Annotated in this window: 13 protein-coding genes; 7 read left to right on the forward strand and 6 right to left on the reverse strand. The window is 63.1% G+C overall.

What is annotated here, in order from left to right; all coding sequences use genetic code 11:
* Nucleotides 1–88: 88 nt before the first annotated feature.
* The 5 genes from EH199_RS22285 to EH199_RS22300 all read right to left on the reverse strand — a co-directional run bounded on the left by EH199_RS22285 (nt 89) and on the right by EH199_RS22300 (nt 5,368).
* Nucleotides 89–829, reverse strand: a complete 741-nt coding sequence (locus tag EH199_RS22285; RefSeq protein WP_124811273.1) for an ArdC family protein — start codon at nt 827–829, stop codon at nt 89–91.
* Between the two features lie 2 nt (nt 830–831).
* A complete protein-coding gene (locus EH199_RS22290) occupies nt 832–1,575 on the reverse strand; it encodes an ArdC family protein (RefSeq protein WP_223806854.1) in 744 nt (247 codons plus the stop codon).
* Nucleotides 1,572–2,639: an ATP-binding protein gene (locus tag EH199_RS24835; RefSeq protein WP_223806855.1), complete on the reverse strand. Its 1,068-nt coding sequence runs from the start codon at nt 2,637–2,639 to the stop codon at nt 1,572–1,574. The genes EH199_RS22290 and EH199_RS24835 overlap by 4 nt, the downstream gene beginning before the upstream one ends.
* A complete protein-coding gene (locus tag EH199_RS24840) occupies nt 2,558–3,235 on the reverse strand; it encodes an ATP-binding protein (protein ID WP_223806856.1) in 678 nt (225 codons plus the stop codon). Before EH199_RS24840 ends, EH199_RS24835 begins: the two co-directional genes overlap by 82 nt.
* Before the next feature lie 78 nt (nt 3,236–3,313).
* Nucleotides 3,314–5,368: a ParB/RepB/Spo0J family partition protein gene (locus EH199_RS22300; protein WP_124811274.1), complete on the reverse strand. Its 2,055-nt coding sequence runs from the start codon at nt 5,366–5,368 to the stop codon at nt 3,314–3,316.
* Between the two features lie 274 nt (nt 5,369–5,642).
* Here EH199_RS22300 and EH199_RS22305 point away from each other — a divergent pair, with 274 nt between their 5' ends.
* The 4 genes from EH199_RS22305 to EH199_RS22320 all read left to right on the forward strand — a co-directional run bounded on the left by EH199_RS22305 (nt 5,643) and on the right by EH199_RS22320 (nt 10,729).
* On the forward strand, nt 5,643–6,638 hold the full coding sequence (locus EH199_RS22305) for a hypothetical protein (protein WP_223806857.1): 996 nt from the start codon (nt 5,643–5,645) through the stop codon (nt 6,636–6,638).
* Nucleotides 6,632–7,387 (forward strand): hypothetical protein, encoded by a 756-nt coding sequence (locus EH199_RS22310; RefSeq protein WP_124811276.1) that lies wholly within the window; start codon nt 6,632–6,634, stop codon nt 7,385–7,387. Before EH199_RS22305 ends, EH199_RS22310 begins: the two co-directional genes overlap by 7 nt.
* A 216-nt stretch (nt 7,388–7,603) precedes the next feature.
* Nucleotides 7,604–9,910 carry an AAA family ATPase gene (locus EH199_RS22315; protein ID WP_190287390.1) on the forward strand — a complete coding sequence of 769 codons (2,307 nt, stop codon included), beginning with the start codon at nt 7,604–7,606 and terminating at the stop codon, nt 9,908–9,910.
* 3 nt (nt 9,911–9,913) lie between these two features.
* Entirely contained in the window at nt 9,914–10,729 is an 816-nt protein-coding gene (locus tag EH199_RS22320) for a hypothetical protein (RefSeq protein WP_124811278.1), read from the forward strand.
* A 27-nt stretch (nt 10,730–10,756) separates the two neighbouring features.
* On the opposite strand, the gene EH199_RS22325 is transcribed toward EH199_RS22320, so the two are convergent.
* Complete coding sequence (locus EH199_RS22325) at nt 10,757–12,487, reverse strand: strawberry notch C-terminal domain-containing protein (RefSeq protein WP_370449726.1); 1,731 nt, start codon at nt 12,485–12,487, stop codon at nt 10,757–10,759.
* A gap of 164 nt (nt 12,488–12,651) precedes the next feature.
* Between EH199_RS22325 and EH199_RS22330 the strand changes: the two genes are divergently transcribed.
* The 3 genes from EH199_RS22330 to EH199_RS22340 all read left to right on the forward strand — a co-directional run.
* Nucleotides 12,652–14,199, forward strand: coding sequence for a tyrosine-type recombinase/integrase (locus tag EH199_RS22330; protein WP_124811280.1), 1,548 nt, complete (start codon nt 12,652–12,654; stop codon nt 14,197–14,199).
* The gene (locus EH199_RS22335; protein WP_124811281.1) at nt 14,193–15,107 is read left to right on the forward strand and encodes a tyrosine-type recombinase/integrase; all 915 of its coding nucleotides are present in this window, start codon (nt 14,193–14,195) and stop codon (nt 15,105–15,107) included. Before EH199_RS22330 ends, EH199_RS22335 begins: the two co-directional genes overlap by 7 nt.
* Nucleotides 15,104–15,349, forward strand: a 246-nt coding sequence (locus EH199_RS22340; RefSeq protein WP_190287392.1) for a site-specific integrase, incomplete at its 3' end; no start/stop codon positions are given. The genes EH199_RS22335 and EH199_RS22340, both read left to right, overlap by 4 nt.

Genomic DNA, 15,349 nt, shown 5'->3' on the forward strand with positions numbered 1-15,349 from the left:
CGGTGGTCATCAGGCCGGACTACGCCAGCTTATTGGGAGCGCTTCATCCGGCCTGATGACCCCCTGCGTCGCGCTTGGACGATACCCTTCAATGAAGCGTCAGGCACGGTGCAGACTGTCCAGATAACGCGATCGCTTCCTCGGCCGCGTATCGGTCCGAACCGAACCGGCCCGATAGATCACGGTCACAGCGATGCCCGGCACCGGTGGCATGCAGACCTTCATGGTAGAGCGTGCCATAGTATCCGGCCGGGTCCTTGAACTGGGAAAACTCCGGTATCTGCACCCGATCTTCGGACGGAACGTAAAAGGCTTCGTTACCGCCGTGACAGGTTAGGATGCCAAGGTTGGCCCAGAATGCATCGGCGTTCTGCAACCGCGTCTCCTCAGACAAGAGCTCGATGACTGGCGCCGTATATCCGTCGACCTGCGCCTCGTTGAAAACGCTGTAGCCGCGCGCGAACATGCGAGGGCGGCCTTGCGTGTTCTCATCGCCATCGGGGTCTTCACTGTCGTCGCCACGCTGGTTGATCTTCCAGAAAACGATGGTCGTGGACTGCTCGCCCTTGCGGACCTGGGCACCAAGGGCCTGCCACTGCCGATAGCTTGCCCATCTGCCGGAACTGAAGCCACAGGCTTGCGCCGCGATCCATAAGCTGAGGATGTTGGAACCCCGGTAAGCCTTGCCGGTCGCTGCATTAACGGGCCGCGCAATCGCCGAACCATCATGGTGCCAGGGCATGGTCCACGACCCTGCCCCTACCTCGATGGCCGCAACGATCTCGTTGGTGACGCGCGTATAGATATCAGTGCGATCGGTGTTGCGCATGATCAGAACTCCCGTCCCGATGCCGCGAAACACAAACGCGATCGACTGCCCGTGTGGCTGCCCCGAAGGGACTCGGCGATCCAGGAGAAGCATCGCTCGACCGCCAAAGCGGTCCTCGAAACGAGGACACTTGCAATGTTACCTACCTCATGACAGCGGGTCGAGAAATACGCCTCGATCGAATGGAACGCGCCCGGCGACGGCAAGGTGACTGTGTCGGTGCTGGGCGCATAATGCGCGCTGTCGCCGCCGTGGACGACACGGATCGGGATCGCGTCGAGGAAGGCCTGCACACCGGCCGAGAGCTCGTTGATCACCTTGGGATCGGGCGGTTCGGGGTAGTAGTGCGCCGGCAGCCCCTCGATCTGCGAGGCGTTGAAGACGTGGTTCCACTTCATGAAGCGGATCGTCTTCTCCGTGGTCTCACCGGTCTCGCGATCGGTGTCGGTCTTGCGCGCCGATCTGTAGAACACGCTGAACGAGCCGCTCTCGCCCTTGCGGACATGGGCGCCGAGTTCGAGCGCCTGCCTGAAGGTCATCCAGTAGGGGCTGGCGTAGCCCCGGCTCTCGGCCACCGCCCATAAAAAGAACGTGTTGATCCCCGAATAAGGGACACCGTTATGGCGGAGCGGGCGCCTGCTGGTCGAGGTCCAGGGTTTGAGCCACGGTGCGGTGCCGGCGGCGATCTTCTCGAGGATCAGGTCGGTGATGACCTGCGCGACGTCGGGTTTGGGATGACGGGTCATTGGGCCGGGCCCTCCTGGGCGGGATCGAGGGTGAGGTTAGAGGCCGCGCTCGACCAGGAGAGGCGCAGCGTGCGCCCGTGCGGGATGCGCCAGGCGACCCGGTCAGCGAAGGCCATGCGGATGCCGGCAAGGATCGCCGCGTCCTCGCCTTCGAGGATGGCATGGGCGCGCACCGCCGCATCGTGGCGGAAACGGGTCTCCTGGGTGTCGTAGCTGTCGGCATCGGAATCGTCGGACGGCGAGAACACCGCATCAATGATGAGGTCGGTGAGATCAGCCGGATCAAGCGCGGTGGTCCGGGTCAGCGCAATGCGCGCACAGTCCGGATCGCCCCAGGAGTCGGCATCTTCCAGAATCGCAAAGTCGGTCTCGAGATCGAGCCGCCGGTCGTGCTGATCGGTGAGTTCGATCGTGATCGCGTCGGGGCGCAGGGTGACGGCACCCTCTTCATCGGTGCGCTTTCCGTCATCGAAGGTGAAGCATTCGCCGGTGCGCACGAAGGCCGGTAGGAAATCGTACCAGGGGTAGCCGATGAAATTGGTGATCGGCTCGTAGAAGGCGCGCGGATCGGGGCCGCCGAGGCGGTGCATCTCGCCGCCGTTCGAGCGGCGCAAGGCGCGGCCAAAGGTGACCGCGTCGAAGGAGTCGGTGTCGTCATAGATCGCCGCGCCCGGCTCGAGGTCGGCAAAGCGCGGCACCTCGCGGTAGCTGTCGCGGGCAAGCGTCGGGTACCACAGCGGCAATTGCCGGGCCGCCTGCGGGAAGTCGTCGTGATACAAGCTCGCTTCGATCCAGTTCTCGAAGCTCAAGCGGTGGAGCGGTTCCTCCCGGATGACCGAGAAGATCGCCTCGCGGCAGAGTGCCACGAGCCGGTCGAGCGCGGCATTGCGGTAGATTTCCTTGCGGGCGGGCAGCACCAGGACGAGATCGGGCGCGTCGATGACGTCGACCTGCACGGACCATTGGGTATGGTGGACTTCCTTCACGACCGGAAAGGCGTGTTTGAGGGTAAGCCCATGGAAATTGAGCGTCGCGATATGCGGTGAATGCCGGTCACGGAACACGCCGATGCGGAAGCCGTCCCGCTCGATGACCTTGTGCGCATCGGCGAGGAAATCGGCCCGCGCGAGATCCTTGCCATTGTAGCTGACCGGGATCGGCAGGAACCGGGCGGCTGCCTCGACGCAGCGTTCGAGCTTGCCATCGGGCTGCGGATCGAACCGGAAAGCGATGGCCGTGCCGGGCGCTCCATCCCACGGGAGCACATCGATGTCGGCCTCGCCGGTCCAGGCATCCCCGTGATCGCGAGCGAGAACGCGCCGTCAGCGCTCCGCGAACTGACCACTGTGTCGAGGCCCGCGAGGCTGAAGAAGCCCATGCCCGCCGGGTCCTCGCGGGTGCGGCATTCGTCGGACCAGTCGGACTGGCCGAGTGAAAGGAGGTCAACCGGATCGGCGATCCCGCCGCCGTCATCGCTCACCGTGATGAGGCAGGCGTCCTCCATATGCTCGGCGGTGACAGTGACGCGCGTTGCTCCCGCGCGGCGGGCATTCTGGAAGAGCTCGTTGAAGATGTCGTCGAGGGTCCCGTTGAAGATCCGAGTAACCTTCGAGATCGCGTGCGGAGAGACCCGGGCGCGCAGCTTGGTGATCATGGTCATGGGGGTGGTTCCTGGATGGACCGGCACGCTGCCGCCGGGCGCAAGGGATGCGCGGGGCAGCGTGCCGGCAAGGCTGGCTCAGGCGTCGACGGTCTCGCCGACTTCGATGTCGTGCTCCTCGGCAGGTTCGAGGTCGCCCGCATCGCTGTCCGGTTCGTGCTCGACCGGCGCTTCCTCATCGGGCGCGCTCGCGGCGAGCACCCGGAACCGCATGGCCTCGGGCACCCACGCGAGGGCGGCTTCCTTCACCTCGGGGGCGACGATGGTCTCGCCGGCGAACAGCTTCTCGCAGGAAGCCGAGAGGTCGCCTTTCTTCGAGCCCATGAAGCTCGCCGCCATGGTTGGGCCGCCGACTTCGCTGACATGGGCGAGCAGCGCCTGCTTGCTGACGCGGTCGAAGTAGTTGGCCGAGGTCGGCCGCCAGTGGCTGGCGACGTTGATCCCCATCAGCGCCGCGAGATGATCGTGGAGGTCGATCGGTTCAGGGCCGGACTGCCCAGTCTTCTTGTCGATGCCCATGCTGGCCTCCAGCGTCTTTGCCATGCACCAGGCGAGCCAGCTTGCCTTGGCATCGTCGTCGAGCGCGCTGAACGCCGAGAACCGGTCGACGGTGCGGCGGTGCTCGGTCCACGACAGGTCGAGCGTCTCGCGCATATCGGCCATCAGCGTGTGCGCCGGGCTTTCGGGGTAGTTGGCGAGGTAGAGCGAGGGCGACGGTGCGCGGAGCGTCGTTCCGAGCGCCTGCGCACTGTAGAGCGCGCGGGAGTCGGCGATAGCGAAGATCAGGTAGTCGAGCGCGATCGCCGGGTTCGAGGCGAGGTTGATCGCGAGAATATCGCGGCGCTGGACCGCGAGTTCCTCGACCAGCTTCTGCGAGAGCGGCTTGGGCGCGGACGAGGCGCTACCGCCCTCCCCTGCCGCTCCGCTGGCACCCTCGGCGGCGTCGCCCCCGCGTGCCTTGCGGCGCTCGAGAGGCTTGTCGCTGTAGAGGCCGCTGGCAACCGTGGGCAGGCCATCGGCGCCGATGATCACGAAGCAGCCGACGTTGGCCTTCATCTCCTCGGGGATCACCGGGGGCTTGTCGTGGAGCGCATCGTAGGCGCTGCTTGCGGCATCCCAGCGGGTCTGGAACTCGGCGGCGGCGGCCTCGTCGTCCTCGTCGAGCGTCTCGCTTTCGGCTTCCAGCGCCGAGATCGTCTCGAGCAGCTTGTCGGCCTCGACCTGTTCCTCGTCGGTGAGCGGTGCCGGTTCGAGATGGACCTGGTGCAGATCTTCGGTCGCGTTGTAAGTGACGCGCGTCTCAAGGATCGGGCGCACCCAAGCATAGCCGGAGGTTTCGGCGACCGCGGCCGCGAAGGCCTGGAGCTTTTCACCGGCAATGCGCTGGGCGATCTCGGCATCGATCCAGGTCTCGCCGCCGTCCTCGGTGAAAAGGTCGCGTTCGATCTTGCCGCCGGCGGCGAGGTATTCGGCCTCGCTGGCGAGCTTGGCCATCGGCGAGGACGAGCGGATGGCGCTGTGCGTCACCATGCGGCGGATGGAATCCGGATTGTTGCCCTGCCAGCTGTTCGACAGCTCGTTCCAGACCATCATCTGGCGATCATGGTTGGGCGTCGTCGCATAGGCCTTGGCGACGTCGAGGGTGATCTTACCCTCCTCGAGCGCGGCGAAGATCGGATCGGCAAGGTCTGCAAGCCGCAGGCGGCCTTCGATGAAGCGGCGGGTGCGCCCGAACCGCTTGGCGATCGCGTCGAGGTCGCTGCCCTCGTTGACGAAATGCTTGTACGCACGGATTTCATCGGTCGGCGTCATGTCGAGCCGGATGACGTTCTCGATCAGCGAGAGTTCGGACTGCTCGGCGGCATCGATGTCGAGGACGCGGCAGGCGACGGGGTGATCCTTGGGGAGCTTGCCCGCGCCGAGCAGAAAGTTGAGGGCGCGCAGGCGGCGGCCGCCCGCGGTTACGTCGAACATGCCCCGCTTCTTGGCGGGCACCACGATCAGGTTCTGGAGGAGGCCCTTGGCCTCGATATTGGCGGCCAGTTCCTCGATGAAGAGGTTGCTGTCGTTTTTGCGGACGTTGGCTTCGGACAGGCGTAGCTTGCCGAGCGGGATCAACTCGATGTCGTTCATGGGAGTGCTCCTGAAGGCCGGATTTGGCCGAGCCCTTCGGCTCACCCCTTCCAGCCCCCCTCCCCTCACGGTTTCAGGATTGCCCGAATTCCCGGGCACATGCCGCGCATGCCAAAACGACTTGCTCGGTTTCGTGAGGCATAAATGCTGAATTTATGCCTCACGGAGAGGCAGCATGGGCACCATCTGCAACCCATCTAACATCATAATGGACATTTAACATTAGTGATGTTAAATAAGACGAGTGGTGTTAGAAAGGGTTCCTGAGGCGCGGTTGGAAGCGCTCGCGGAAGCTGCCGAAGCGTACGTCGAGGACGCGTTCGGACAGCGGCTTGCCCTCGTGCCCGCAGCACCCACCAATCTGCCGCACTTCATCCTCGATCGCTACGCGATTTGGCAAGGCTCGCTGGACGGCCGCGCGTTGCTGCTCATGGCCATCAGAGAAAACCTGCCGCCCGGATCTGGCGCAACGGCGCAGTACCTGAAGCATCGAGAGATGGTTCGCCACCAACTCGGGGCCGACCTGGTGCTCCTGCTGCTGGGCCGCGTGCCGGGCGCGATCCGCCGCCAGATGATGGAGCGCAAGATCGGCTTCATCGCACCTGGCGCGCAGCTCTATGTCCCCGAAGTGTTCCTCGACCTGCGCGAGCGCGCGCCTGCTTTCGCGCTCGTTCACGCCGAGCAGATCAGCCCAACGACGCAATTCCTCCTGCTGGCGGTCATGCAGGGCCGCACCTTGGATGGCCTAAACCTCACCGAACTTGCGGACGAGCTGCATGTCTCGATCATGAGCATCAGCCGCACTCTGGATGAGCTCGAGGCGCTCCAATTGGCGAAGGCACACCATGTCGGTCGGCAGCGCCGTCTGCACATGGCTAGGCGCGGCCGGGAGCTTTGGGACACTGTGCAGGCACAGCTCCAGTCGCCGGTGCGCAAGGTTCGGGAGGTCTGCGCCCTGGATGGTGAAGTGATCGGCCCCCTTGCTGGGACAACCGCGCTTGCTCGCTACACCATGCTGGCTCCGCCGCGCCTCGAGACAAGGGCCATTCTGGCTGCCAGTTGGAAGAATCTGCAGGCGGCACAGTCCTTGCGGCCTGCCACCGCCTTCGATGACGTGCGCGTCGAGGTCCAGACATGGACCTACGATCCCCGAGTTCTCGCCAGCAATGGCGTTGTCGATCGCCTCTCGCTGTACCTCAGCGTCCGAGGCAGCCCGGACGAACGCGTTGCGCAAGCGGCAGAAGAACTGTTGGAGACATTTGCATGGTGATCGGGGTCGACCGCTTTCGGGCGCATTTTGCGGGCCACGAGCACCAATATGTGCTGATCGGCGGGGCCGCCTGCGAATTGATCATGGACGAAGTTGGGCTCGACTTTCGCGCCACCAAGGATCTCGATATCGTCCTGGTGGTCGAAGCACTGGACAGTGCTTTTGCGGCACGCTTCTGGGCTTTTGTCGAGGAGGGCGACTACGAAATCAGGCAGAGCAGCGAAGGCGCGAAGGTCCTTTATCGCTTCCAGAAGCCGAAGGCTGAAGGATATCCCGCCATGCTCGAGCTCTTCTCGCGCGCGCCCGAAGGCCTGAAACTGGGCGACGACGCCCACCTGACGCCGCTCCCCATCGATGAGGCCGCGGCCAGCCTATCCGCCATCCTCCTCGACGAGAGCTACTATGAGTTTCTCAAGTCGATGGTGCGCGAAGCCGGCGGCATCCCGGTTCTTGATGAGGCAGCGATCATTCCGTTCAAGGCCCGGGCATGGCTCGACCTTACCCGCCAACGCGCGGAAGGGGGCCAAGTCGATGAAAGGAACATCCGCAAGCACCGCAACGACGTCGCGCGGCTTCTGCAGTTGTTGAGCCAGGAGGCTCGATATGCCCTGCCCCCAGCCGTCGCGGAAGATATGCTCGCCTTTGTCGAGAAGGCGGCGATCGAAGACGACTTCGACCCCAGACAATTCAAGGTGAACATGACGCGAGAGGGCGTCGCCGCAAGGCTGCGTGCAGCCTACCGGCTGTGATCTGAGGTTTTGCAGCCGCATTAGTGCGAGCTAAGGGCCTCGGAAAAAACTCCATAGTGTCCACTTCCCCACGTGAAGACTAAGCCGCTGATGTTTGCTAGATTAGGTTGTTCGTGCTGATATTCGGCCACGAAATGGAACTGGTGACGGTTCTACGTCAATTTTGTGCTGGTCTCGAGATAATCTCGCGGACGGAGTAGTATTAGGGGGAATCGCTTGATCATCGAAATCGAGATCGCCGGCGAGGCGACCTATCCAGCTGGCGGCGAGAGGCTGACAGACCTGAAGAGGGTCAACTATCTGTTCGGCCACAACGGCTGCGGCAAGACGACGATCTCGCGCGCGATCCACGACTCGTCGATCTGCGCGGGCTACACCGTTAGTTGGCGCGACGGACGCGAGCTTGCGACGCTGGTCTTCAACCGAGATTTCGCTGATGCCAGCTTCGGTGACCAGATGCAGGGAATCTTTACGCTCGGCGAGGATTCGACCCGGGCGGCCGCCGAGATCGAGCGCCTTACGAGCGAGATCGCTGACCTTGATAACGACATGGTCAACCTGCGCCGGAATCTGGTCGGAGAGGACGGCACAGGCGGCCGCGAAAGCGAACTCGCGGCGGCGCGCACGGCACTGATCGAGGCGTGCTGGAAGTCGCAGGTCGAACACAAGGACGCGTTCATGGACGCCTTCACCGGCTTCCGTGGCAAGAAGGGCGACTTCTGCACAAAGCTGCTGGTCGAGGCAGACGGCAACACTTCTGAGTTGAAGACGCTGGACGCCCTGGTGGCAGAGGCGGCGACCGTCTTCCAGGATGCCGCGACGGCGGAGATTACTATCGCCCCGATTTCCTTTGATCGCTTCGCGGGTCTGGAGGCTTCCCCGATCCTCACCCGCAGCATTGTGGGCCGTGACGACGTGGTCGTGGCCGCTCTCATCGGCCGCCTTGGCAACAGCGATTGGGTCAAGCAGGGCGTCGGATATCTAACCGAGGCCGATGGCCCATGCCCATTTTGCCAGCAGCCGACGCCTGCCGGATTGCTTGATGATCTCAACGCGTTTTTCGATAAGCAGTATGAGGCTGATCTCGCCTCGATCGACCTTCTCGCGGAGTCATACGAGCAGGCCGTTAATGCCGTCGTCGCCCGCATCGACGCCCTCGTTGCGGCGCCACATCGGTTTGTGGATGCGGCGGTCCTCGGCGAACGCTCCGCGGCGCTAAAGACTGCTTTCGAACTCAACATCGAACGCATCACGGCGAAACGGAAGGAGCCGAGTGGTGTGATCGAGCTCGACGCTACGACGGAGCTGACGGCTGCGATCACCGCTCTGGTCACGGCCGCCAATGAGGCGACCGAGCAGTACAACGCCACTATCCGCAACCTCGCGAGCGCAAAGTCGGCGCTGACCGCGCAGATCTGGAGGTTCGTCGTCGAGGAACGACGCACGGATCTCGACACCTACGAGACCACGGCCCGCAATCTTCAGCGCGCGATCGACGGAATGCGTGGCAGTATCGCCGACAAAACCACGCGCCGAGCGGACCTGAAACGTCAGCTCTCCGCGATTGAGCAGACGATCACCAGTGTCCGCCCGACAGTCGATTCCATCAATCGGATCCTCAGCCAATATGGCTTCTCGAACTTCCGCCTTGAGGTAGCTGGTGAGCGCAGCGACATGTATCGCATCGTGCGACTGGACGGGAGCGAGGCTGCGCACTCATTGAGCGAAGGTGAGCGTTCTTTCATCACCTTCCTCTACTTCTATCATCAACTAGCTGGCAGCACGTCGACCACAGGCACCGCAGTCGAGAAGATTGTGGTATTCGACGATCCCGTCTCGAGCCTAGACGCCGACGTACTGTTCGTGGTCAGTGCGCTGATCCGGAAGGTCGTATCCGACGTGCGGGAGAATGTAGGCAACGTCCGCCAGGTATTCGTGCTCACGCACAACATCTACTTTCACAAGGAGGTCAGTTTCGACCGAGAGCGCCGCGGCAGAGCGCGGTCGTTCGAGACCTTCTGGATCGTTCGGAAGCGCGAGAACGTGTCCTCGCTCACCCACTACGATTACAACCCGATCAAGACCTCTTACGAGCTGCTGTGGGATGAGGTGCGGAATCCGGAACGACCGAACCTCACAATCCAGAACACGATGCGCCGGATCGTCGAGAACTATCTGACCGTCCTGGGCGGGCTGAAGCAGGACGAGATCGTCGCACTTTTTGAGGGGCGCGACGCCCAAATTTGCGCCTCGCTATTCTCGTGGATTAACGACGGTTCGCACAGCTCGCATGACGATATCTACGTCGCCGTCGATGACAATGCCGTGCAAGGTTACCTGCGTGTGTTCAGAGAGGTATTCGAGCGCACAGGGCATGGAGCGCATTACCGGATGATGATGCGCATCAGCGAGGACGATCCGGAAGAAGGCGAAGTGGCTGCCGCACATGTGGGCGCAGTCGCGGCCCGTCCTGTTCCACTTGCCCCGCCGGCGCAAGCTCCCGAGCAGCCAGCAGCTGTATAGGCTATGGCCAGCCCGGTCTCGATCGATAGGGGGTGGTGGGAGCATCTCACCCCAACCCCGATGCACAAGCTGCGCGCAGCGGTCGAACGGCAGCTGCGCGCCTGGTGCGAGACCGACTATGGCAAGTTCTGGCTTAGCAGCGCGCGAGAGCCAGGTGGCGTCATTAGGATCAACGCTGGCGACGCTATCCCGGATTTCCACATGGTCGCGATGCGCAGTGGCTTGAAGTTCGTCGCGCCGCAAAAGCGCATGCGCGAGGGACACCGGAACGTGTCCATCGGCACGGACGACTATAGGTCCGGTAAGCCTCAACAAGCCGGCGAGTTGATACTATCACCGGTGATCCGCCTCGACCTCGTCAGCGACCCGGCGCTCATGGCTGCGGCGCGCAGGTTCGACATAAGCATGCCATCGGCGCACGTAACCGAACCGAGCATCCTGTTTTCGGCGCCTGCACACATCCTTATCAGGCCAAATGGCTGGCCAAAGAAGTCGTTCGTCCTCTACCAGCATATCTTCGGCGAGGGCAGTTCCTACCCCGTAGATGGTTACTTCTACGTCGGCATAACGACGCGGAGCTGGAAGACCCGCTGGGCCGAGCATCGACGCGCGATGCGCAAGGGCAGCAACTTGCTATTCCACCGCAAGCTGCGGGAGGAACTGGAGGCCGAACGGGTGACATACATCCACCACAAGGTAATGGCCGTCACGACCAACGTTGAGGCGCTTTACGAAGCGGAGGCAGCGCTGGTGCGCGGCCATTGGGAAGACACAAGACGGCTCAACATGATCCCAGGCGGTCGGGCAGGTTACCGATAGCTGCAGAGCGTTGGCTTGCCTGGTGGCTCAGCCCGGGACGGCAATGCCGACGATGATCGCCTCGGCGCCGTCCAGCGGCACGAACACCCGCGTCTTGTAGGCGATAATCTCGGTGAAGCAGCCCTTGGCCTTGAGCTCGGGAATGCGCGCGGCTTCGGCATCGACGATCTCGATCCTTCGGGAACCGTTCACGCGGGCTGTGCGGATCGTAAAATTGAGGGGATGCGGCGCCTTCCAAGTCCCGCCGCCGAGAATGGCGGCAGCAATCTTGGTCGGATCGGTCTGCGCCTTGCGGGCAACCCCAAGCTTCTCGAGGGTCGCATCGACGTAGAGGTCGTGGACATGACGGCCGAGCCAGGAGGCGCCGGACTTGTCGACGATGCGATTGACCGTAAGGTCTTCCTTGGGAAGCGCGCCCCAGATCGGCAGGAGCAGGCCCGTCGCGAGATAGACGGTCTCCGTGACCAGTTGGCTCTCGTCGGCGGCGTATTCCTCTTCCCACAGCGCGCTAAACCGGGACTTGGTGACGGGCTCCCAGGCGGACTCGTCGAGCCGGTCGGCGCGGAGGTACTCGCTGCGCAGCGGCCGCACGAGTTCGTAGCGGCGGATCATGTGACCTTCCTCGTCCATGTGCGAGGGCGCCGGAACCGCGAGCGCGACCTTGCCGGACTTGTCATTGCGCAGGAACAGCGGCTGTTCCTCATAGGATGCCATTTTGAGCACGCGCTCGAGCGAGAGGACCTTGCGCCGCTGGGTCAGCGACAGCTCAAGCAGGTGCGAGGTCGCGCCCGTCACAGGATCGGTCCGGATCACCGTGTCGGACAGCACCTCGCAGGCCTCGACCGGCACCGTCTCGACGCCGATATCGAAGGTGCCGGCTTCCTTGGCTGCCGAGACGCGGGTTTCGACAAGGGTCAGGAACTCGTCGAAGATGGCGTTCTGGACGGCGATCTTCATGGCGAGGATGCGGTTGAGCCAGCGCTGGATCGGCGGCAGATCCTCGCGCAGGACCCCGTCCTGATCGGTGAGTTCGAGCCCGCTCATCCGCTGGAACTCGGACAAGGTCGTGCTCTTGAGCTTGGCCGTCGCGAGCAGGCCGTACCAGTCGTGGAGCGCGTGCTTGGCGTAGATGCTCTCGAGGTTGTCGGACGCATCGAACATCCCCTGCCCGCCGGTCTGGCGCTGGCCGCGGGTCAGCGCGCCCAATGCATCGAGGCGCCGCGCGATGGTGCTGGTGAACCGGGCTTCGCCCTTGCAGTCGGTGGTAACCGGACGAAACAGTGGCGGGCAGGCCTGGTGCGTGCGGTGGGTGCGGCCCAACCCCTGGATCGCACGGTCCGCGCGCCATCCGGGCTCGAGCAGGAAGTGGACCCGGCGCTGCTGGTTCTTGGCATCGAGACTGGCGTGATAGCTGCGGCCCGTGCCGCCCGCATCCGAGAACACCAGGATGCGCTTGACCCCGGTCATGAACGCAGTCGTCTCGGCAAGATTGGTCCGGGGCGAGCGACTTTCGAGGCGCTGCTGGCCCGATCCGTCACGGACGAGGCGTTTACTGCGCCCGGTGACTTCGGCCACCACCGTCACGCCGTAGTGCTCGAGCAGGGCATCAAGCGCAGTCGGGATCGGCGGCATGGCGCAGATATGCTCGATCAGGTCCGCGCGAGCGGCCTCGGCCTGCGGGTTGTGGACCGGATTGCCTGCCTCGTCCCACATCGGACGCGAGCGCACGTCGCCGAGTTCGTCCTTGTATTCCTCCATCTGCCGGGTGGGGAAGGCCCGGGTCAGATAGTCGACGACATATTCTTTGCAGTCCGCGATTATGTCGAGTCCGGCAGCCGGAGGCTCGGATTTGCGTCGGTTCGTCATGATTTCACTCCAGATAATTACGGGTTCTTCGACCTCAACACGTCGAAGGAACCACCATGCCAACAAGATCATTTGCGTCGTTTCGGCCCGCGCCGCGCAGGATTGAAGATCCGCCCAGTCCCGACGCCCTATTCACCGCATTCCTCTCCTCTCTGTCGGTTGACGAAGGGGCGGCTTGTGCGGTCCTGTACAGCGCAGCGGTCCGCCACTTTCTCAGTTGGCTGGGACTACGTGGGATTGCGCTCGAGACGCTCGACGACCACGTCGCGCACCGGTTTGAGAAGCATCGATGCCGGTGCCCGGGATATTCAGCGCAAGAGCCGGCCTACAAGGCCGATCTTGCGGCGCGTGTCAGGCGCTTTATCCGGTTTCTCGAAGATCAGGGCTACATCGTGGTCGCCGATGGGATCGATGATCTCGGTGGGCATCTGGCAGCCTACTCGCACCAGATCGATGCTCTCCAGCTCGTTGAGGCGCTATCGGGAGCATATCGATCAGAGGCCGAGCACTTCGCCATCTGGCTTCGCGTGTCGCGACGACCTTGGACCGAAGTCGATGAGGGGGTGATCGAGCAATACGCGGGTCACTACTGTCGCTGCCCGGCGTTTCGCAAACGCGGCAAGTTGGCCTCTTCAGGTATGAAGAGGCGTCGTCGTTTCATTCGGCACTTCGTCGCGTTTCTTCGTGATCGCGGTGCTATCGCGCCAGTCGAAGCGAAGCTGGAAGTACATCCGGATGTCGCGGCCTATCTCGGTTGGCTCAAGCAGCATCGCGGCGCAACCGACGCGACTATCCGTCGGTATCGGCCGGAGGTCGACCGGTTGATAGCCATGCTTGGCGCACCCGTGCTGTGGGATGCCGCCGGTCTACGAAGCGCATTCGCGCGAAGAAGCAAGGAGACGCCGGGATCGGTATCGCTGCTCGTTACGATCATGCGGAGCTTTCTTCGCTTTCTCATTGGTCAAGGCCAATGCCGTCCCGCACTGCTGCACGCGATACCCTCTGTGCAGCGATACCGCCTTTCAACATTGCCGCGCTATGTTGACCCGGCAACGATCGAGAGGATCATTTCGGCCTGTCCGACTGACCGGCCAGTGCAGATCCGGGATAAGGCCATCATTCTCTTGCTTGCCAGGCTCGGCCTGCGGGCAAGTGATATTCGGGATATGCGCCTCGACGACATCGATTGGCGTTCCGGCCATTTGATAGTCAAGGGCAAGTCACGACGGTCGGAGCGGTTGCCACTGCCCCAGGATGTCGGCGACGCGATCTTGACCTACCTGTCGACGGCTCGTCCAAAGGCGATCGACAGACACCTGTTCCTGCGCGCGCATGCCCCGTTTCGGTCGTTGAGCTCGTCGGCTGAGATTGCCGGCATCGTTGCACGCACATTGGAGCGAAGCGGGATCGAAGGTCTGCCGACCGGATCACACATATTCCGGCATTCGCTTGCCACCAACATGCTGCGCGCGGGCGCAGGCCTGGAGTCCGTCGGGACCATCCTGCGTCACAGCTCGCCCGAGACCACTGCCATCTACGCCAAGGTCGATTTGCCGATGCTCATGAAGATCGCACAGCCCTGGCCAGGAGATCTGTCATGCTGAACACGCATATTTCCAGATACGTCGCGCTGCATCGCAGCCTGGGCCGGAAGTTCCGCGAACAGGACCGGATGCTCAGACTCTACGCAGCATACGCAGAAGGATTCGGAGACCGGCGGACCAAGGTCCAACGGATTTACGACTGGTGCCACACGTCGAGCTCGCAGAACGTGGCCCAAAGGCGGTTCGACACGGTTCGCAACTTCAGCCTATTCGCCCACGCCGAAGATTCAGGACACCAGGTCCCTCCTGCGGGCGTTTTCGGCCGGGGCAAGCGTCCGCGCCCCACGCCGACCATCATCGAACCGGAACAGGTTCGGGCGATCATGGCAGCAGCACTGGACCTGCCGCCCACGGGCATGATCAGCCCTCATACCTACCATTGCCTGTTTGGACTGCTGGCTGCGACGGGCCTCAGGATTTCCGAAGCCTTGGCGCTACAATGCGACGATCTGGGCGGAGACGGCCTGATCATTCGCAACGGCAAGTTCGGCAAGCAGCGCCTGATAGCGTTGCAGCCATCGACCCGTCAGGCGCTCGAAGCCTATCTCGCTACCCGGGCAAGGCTCCGCGCCACTGGCAGCGACCTGTTCGTGACGATCCGGGGAAGAGCACCCCACAAGGTGCGTGCTCATATCGTGTTCGTCAGACTGGCGCGACAGCTCGGCTATCGTGGCCCAACCGGTACGACCGGAATGCGGCTACACGATTTGCGGCACACTTTCGCCGTGCGCTCGCTGGAGTCGTGTTCGCCGGACAGGGAGGCCGTGGCGCATCACATGGCCGGACTCAGCGCCTATCTGGGGCACGCCTCGATCGCCAACACCTATTGGTATCTCGAAGCCACCCCGGTGCTGCTGCGCGACATCGCTGCCGCGAGCGAACACCTCTTTCTGGGAGAAGTGGCATGACGGCGCTCGCTCCCCATCTCACGGCATACCTCCGCGAACATCTGCCGCGGGAACGCGCCGTCAGCCCGCACACGGTGAAGACCTATGCCAACTGCTTCGTATTGCTAGTCCGGTTTGCTGCCGATCGGCTGAAGCGCCGACCGACCGATCTGGAGGTCGAGGATCTTGGCACCGATCTAATCCTGGCATTTCTCGACCATATCGAAGCCCAGCGCGGCAGCTCCGTGCGCACCCGCAATGGC

The organism is Novosphingobium sp. LASN5T (assembly GCF_003856955.1).
Lineage (GTDB): Bacteria > Pseudomonadota > Alphaproteobacteria > Sphingomonadales > Sphingomonadaceae > Novosphingobium.

Bases quoted from the DNA above. Each gene is read 5' to 3' on its own strand.
- EH199_RS22300 (WP_124811274.1), bottom strand. From the start codon at position 5,368: ATGAACGACATCGAGTTGATCCCGCTCGGCAAGCTACGCCTGTCCGAA.
- EH199_RS22335 (WP_124811281.1), top strand. From the start codon at position 14,193: ATGCTGAACACGCATATTTCCAGATACGTCGCGCTGCATCGCAGCCTG.
- EH199_RS22310 (WP_124811276.1), top strand. From the start codon at position 6,632: ATGGTGATCGGGGTCGACCGCTTTCGGGCGCATTTTGCGGGCCACGAG.
- EH199_RS22320 (WP_124811278.1), top strand. From the start codon at position 9,914: ATGGCCAGCCCGGTCTCGATCGATAGGGGGTGGTGGGAGCATCTCACC.
- EH199_RS22325 (WP_370449726.1), bottom strand. From the start codon at position 12,487: ATGGAGGAATACAAGGACGAACTCGGCGACGTGCGCTCGCGTCCGATG.
- EH199_RS24840 (WP_223806856.1), bottom strand. From the start codon at position 3,235: ATGACCATGATCACCAAGCTGCGCGCCCGGGTCTCTCCGCACGCGATC.
- EH199_RS22330 (WP_124811280.1), top strand. From the start codon at position 12,652: ATGCCAACAAGATCATTTGCGTCGTTTCGGCCCGCGCCGCGCAGGATT.
- EH199_RS22285 (WP_124811273.1), bottom strand. From the start codon at position 829: ATGCGCAACACCGATCGCACTGATATCTATACGCGCGTCACCAACGAG.
- EH199_RS22290 (WP_223806854.1), bottom strand. From the start codon at position 1,575: ATGACCCGTCATCCCAAACCCGACGTCGCGCAGGTCATCACCGACCTG.